Here is a 3,563-nt window from a genome sequence, read left to right as displayed (position 1 = left end):
CCCCGCGCCGGCCGGGCCCGCCGCGCCGTGGCCGCCGCCGTCCTGCGCCGCGCCCTGAACCGGCTGCCGCTGCGGGTGCGGTTCGCCGGCGGCGACACAATCGGCCTCGGCGGACCGCTCGTAGAGATTCACGACCCCGACGCCTTCCACGGGCGGATCGGCGCCCAGGGGCTCATCGGCTTCGGCGAGTCCTACATGGCGGGGGAGTGGGACGCCCCGGACCTCGTCGGCGCCCTCACCGTCCTCGCCGCCCACGCGGCCGACCTGGTCCCCGCCCCGCTCCAGCGGCTGCGCGGCCTGTGGGCCCAGCGGCAGCCCGCCGCCCGGCGCAACACCCCCGAGGGCGCCCGGGACAACATCAGCAGCCACTACGACCTGTCCAACGACCTGTTCGCCCTCTTCCTGGACGAGACCCTCAGCTACTCCTCCGCCGTCTTCCTCGGCTTTCCCGCCCGCCCCGCGTCGCTCGCCGCGGCCCAGCACCGCAAGATCGACCGGCTGCTCGACCTCGCCGAGGTCGGCGAGGGCACCCGCCTGCTGGAGATCGGCACCGGCTGGGGCGAACTCGCCCTGCGCGCCGCCGGACGCGGCGCCCACGTCACCACGCTCACCCTCTCCCGCGAACAGCGCGACCGCGCCGTCGAACGCGCCCGGCAGGCCGGCCTCGCCGACCGCGTCCGCGTCGAACTGCGCGACTACCGCGAGGAGCACGGCACCTACGACGCCGTCGTCAGCGTCGAGATGATCGAGGCCGTCGGCGCCGAGTTCTGGCCGGTCTACTTCCGCACCCTCGACCAGCGCCTCGCCCCCGGCGGCCGGGCCGCCCTCCAGGCCATCACCATGCCGCACGACCGCATGCTGGCCGCCCGCGACACCCACACCTGGATACAGAAGTACGTCTTCCCCGGCGGCCTGATCCCCTCCACCGAGGCCGTCGAGGACACCGTCCGCGACCACACCGGGCTGCGCGTCGCCCGCCGCGACGGCTTCGGCGCCCACTACGCCGAGACGCTGCGCCTGTGGCGGGAGCGGTTCACCGAACGCGCCGACGAGGCCGGCGCCCTCGGCTTCGACGAGACGTTCCGGCGCCTGTGGACCTTCTACCTCGCCTACTCCGAGGCCGGCTTCCGCGCCGCCTACCTCGACGTCCAGCAGTACCTGTTCACGAAGGAGAACCCCGCCCGATGACCACCGCCCGCACCGCCCGGACCGGCGCCGCCCACCGGCTCGCCGGGCTCGCCGAGGACGCGCTCGGCGGCCCCCTGCCCGTGCGCCTGCGCGCCTGGGACGGCACCGAGACTGGCCCCGCCGACGCCCCCGCGATCGTCGTCCGCTCCCGGCGCGCCCTGCGCCGCCTGCTGTGGCAGCCCGGCGAACTGGGCCTGGCCCAGGCCTACGTCACCGGTGAGATCGACATCGACGGCGACCTGGCCGGGGGCCTGCGCCTGATGTGGGCCGCCACCCGCGAACGCCGGCTGCACGCACCCCGCCCCGGCCTCGCGGACAAGGCCCGCGCCGTCGGCACCGCCGTCCGCCTCGGCGCCGTCGGCCCCCGCCCTCCCGCGCCCGCCTCCCAGGCCCGGTTGCGCGGCGGCCTGCACACCAGGTCCCGCGACCGCGCCGCCATCAGCCACCACTACGACCTCTCCAACGACTTCTACCGCCTCCTCCTCGACGAGACCATGGCCTACTCGTGCGGCTACTGGGCGAACGGCGAACCCGACGCGGACCCCGCCGGCGCCCAGCGCGCCAAGCTGGAACTGATCTGCCGCAAGCTCGGCCTGACCGCCGGCGCCCGCCTGCTCGACATCGGCTGCGGCTGGGGCTCGCTCACCCTGTACGCGGCCGAACAGCACAAGGCGCAGGTCACCGCCGTCACCCTGGCCCAGGAACAGGCGGCGCACGTGCGGGAGCAGGTCCGCGCACGCGGGCTGGAGCACCGGGTGGAGGTGATCTGCCAGGACTACCGCGACATCACCGGCGGCGACTACGACGCCGTCTCCACCGTCGAGATGGGCGAGCACGTCGGGGACGCCGAGTACCCGGCGTTCGCCGCCGCCCTGCACCGGTTGGTCCGCCCTCGCGGCCGTGTGCTGGTGCAGCAGATGTCCCGGGGCCGCAGCGCGCCCGGCGGCGGCGCCTTCATCGAGGCCTACATCGCACCCGACATGCACATGCGCCCGCTCGGCGAGACCGTGCAGCTCCTGGAGGAGGCGGGCCTGGAGGTCCGGCACACCGAGTCGCTGCGCGAGCACTACATCCGCACGGTCGCCGCCTGGCACCAGACCCTCGAACGCCGCTGGGACGACGTCGTCCGCCTCGTCGGCGAGGAGACGGCCCGGGTGTGGCGGCTCTACCTCGTGGGCGGCGCCCTCGCCTTCGAGCAGCGGCGCATGGGCGTCGACCAGATCCTCGGTGTCCGGCCCACCCGGGAGGGCGTCAGCGGCATGCCCGCGACGCCGGCGGAGTGGTACGCGCGGCTGGAGCGCCCGTGAGCGGCTTCCCGTGGGGCGCGTTCGCCGTCGGCCTCGGCTGGTCCGCCGCTGCCGCGCTCGCCGTCATGCTGGCCACCTTCGCGGTCGCCGTGCGCAAGGGCGTCCACCGGGTGGTGGACGTCGCCTGGGGGATCGGCTTCGCCGCGGTCGCCGTCACCGCCTGCGCGGCGGCAACGGCGGCGGGGGAGGGAGACGCGGGGCGCCGGGTCCTGGTGACCGTGCTGACCGCTGTCTGGGGTCTGCGGCTGGCCGCGCACATCGCCCGACGCGGCCGGGGCCACGGCGAGGACCCCCGCTACGAGGCCCTGCTAGCCAAGGCCCACGGCAACCGGAACCTGTACGCCCTGCGCATGGTCTACCTCCTCCAGGGCGCCCTCGTGTGGCTGGTGTCGCTGCCGGTGCAGGCCGCCGCGTACGGTCCGGGCCCGATGACGGCCCTGGCCTGGGCCGGGGCCGTCGTGTGGGCCGTCGGGCTGGGTTTCGAGGCCGTCGGCGACGCCCAGCTCGCCCGGTTCAAGGCCGACCCGGCCAACCGGGGCCGTGTGATGGACCGGGGCCTGTGGAGCTGGACGCGGCACCCCAACTACTTCGGGGACTTCCTCGTCTGGTGGGGCCTGTTCCTCGTCGCCTGCGACGCCGGCGCCCCGGCCGCGGCCGTCTCCGCCGTCTCCCCGCTGGTCATGACGTACCTGCTCATCGGCGGCAGCGGGAAACGGCTCCTGGAGCAGCACATGGCCGGCCGTCCCGGCTGGGCCGAGTACACGGCCCGCACCAGCGGCTTCTTCCCGCGCCCGCCCCGGACCCGGCCCTGAGGCAAGGTCCGGCGCGGGCCCGCCCGGTTCAGGCCGGCATGGTCATCAGGGCGATCGGCGTGGTCGTCGGCTGCGGCGACCCGCCGGCCGGCTCGACGGTGATGCCGACACCGGCCGCGCCGTCGACGGCCCCCTCCATCAGGACCGCCTGACTCTTCCGGCCCGGATCCATCAGGCCCGCCGAGCGCATCGTGCCGTGGTCGTCGAACCAGAGCTGGTACACCTTGCCCCGGGGCGGCTCGGCCATCCCCGAGGC

Annotated in this window: 4 protein-coding genes; 3 read left to right on the top strand and 1 reads right to left on the bottom strand. The window is 75.4% G+C overall.

All coding sequences use genetic code 11. From position 1 onward, the window contains the following. The 3 genes from GTW67_RS00600 to GTW67_RS00590 form a co-directional block, all read left to right on the top strand. A partial coding sequence (locus tag GTW67_RS00600) for an SAM-dependent methyltransferase (protein WP_161162814.1) occupies positions 1–1,188 on the top strand: 1,188 nt, incomplete at its 5' end. After that, a complete protein-coding gene (locus GTW67_RS00595) occupies positions 1,185–2,495 on the top strand; it encodes a class I SAM-dependent methyltransferase (RefSeq protein ID WP_161162813.1) in 1,311 nt (436 codons plus the stop codon). The genes GTW67_RS00600 and GTW67_RS00595, both read left to right, overlap by 4 nt. Further along, positions 2,492–3,307 (top strand): DUF1295 domain-containing protein, encoded by an 816-nt coding sequence (locus GTW67_RS00590; protein ID WP_161162812.1) that lies wholly within the window; start codon positions 2,492–2,494, stop codon positions 3,305–3,307. The genes GTW67_RS00595 and GTW67_RS00590 overlap by 4 nt, the downstream gene beginning before the upstream one ends. A gap of 28 nt (positions 3,308–3,335) precedes the next feature. Here the strand turns inward: GTW67_RS00590 and GTW67_RS00585 are convergent. After that, on the bottom strand, positions 3,336–3,563 hold a 228-nt coding region (locus tag GTW67_RS00585), incomplete at its 5' end, for an anti-sigma factor (RefSeq protein ID WP_161162811.1).

Source organism: Streptomyces sp. SID5910 (genome assembly GCF_009862125.1).
GTDB lineage: Bacteria > Actinomycetota > Actinomycetes > Streptomycetales > Streptomycetaceae > Streptomyces.
Note: the sequence above shows the minus strand (reverse complement) of the source record. Positions and strands in the feature narration are given on the sequence as shown.

Bases quoted from the DNA above. Each gene is read 5' to 3' on its own strand.
- GTW67_RS00595 (WP_161162813.1), top strand. From the start codon at position 1,185: ATGACCACCGCCCGCACCGCCCGGACCGGCGCCGCCCACCGGCTCGCC.